Genomic DNA, 742 nt, shown 5'->3' with positions numbered 1-742 from the left:
GCGCAACGCCGGGCGCTGCTGGCCGCTCTGGTCGCCGAGGTCTTCGCCGGCTCGCACGAGACCTACGGCTACCGGCGCGTCCACGCCGCCCTGGCCCGTCGCGGCGAGCACTGCTCACCCGAAACTGGTGCGGGCCCTGATGCGCGAGCAGGGCCTCATCCCGGCCCAGGTGAGGGCGTTCCGGCCGGCCACCACCGTCCAGGGCGACTACTGTGGCATCCCCGACCTGGTCGGCCGCGACTTCACCGCAGAGCGGCCGGGCATCAAGCTGGTCGGAGACATCACCTATGTCCGCACCTGGGAGGGCTTCCTCTACCTGGCCACGGTGATCGACTGCCACAGCAAGGCGGTGCTGGGCTGGGCGATGGCCGACCACTACCGCACCGAATTGGTCAAGGACGCGATCCGGATGGCCGCCGGCACCGGCCTGCTCCAGCCCGGCGCCGTGTTCCACACCGACCGCGGCTCGAACTACACCAGTGATGAGTTCGGCCGCTTCCTGACCGACCTGCGGATTCGCCGCTCGGTCTGCCGCACCGGGGTCTGCTACGACAACGCGATGGCCGAGTCGTTCTTCTCCGCGCTCAAGAACGAGTGGCTGCACCACTTCGTCTTCACCACCCGAGCCAAGGCAAGACGGCAGGTCATCCGCTACATCGAAGGGTTCTACAACCACCGGCGCCTGCACTCGGCGCTCGGTTACCGGCCACCCCTGGAAGTACTCAACGAGTCCCTTTCAACC

Annotated in this window: 1 protein-coding gene and 1 pseudogene; both read left to right on the top strand. The window is 68.1% G+C overall.

From position 1 onward, the window contains the following. Window positions 1–15: 15 nt before the first annotated feature. Window positions 16–108 (top strand): annotated as a pseudogene (locus ABD844_RS53550) (IS3 family transposase); the annotation flags it as partial. A 19-nt stretch (window positions 109–127) separates the two neighbouring features. Further along, the coding region (locus ABD844_RS52090) for an IS3 family transposase (protein WP_344897499.1) at window positions 128–742 on the top strand (615 nt) is incomplete at its 3' end.

The sequence above is a fragment of the Nonomuraea antimicrobica genome, from assembly GCF_039536965.1.
Lineage (GTDB): Bacteria > Actinomycetota > Actinomycetes > Streptosporangiales > Streptosporangiaceae > Nonomuraea > Nonomuraea antimicrobica.
The sequence above is the reverse complement of the archived record's forward strand: the minus strand, read 5'-3'. Positions and strand labels throughout refer to the sequence as shown.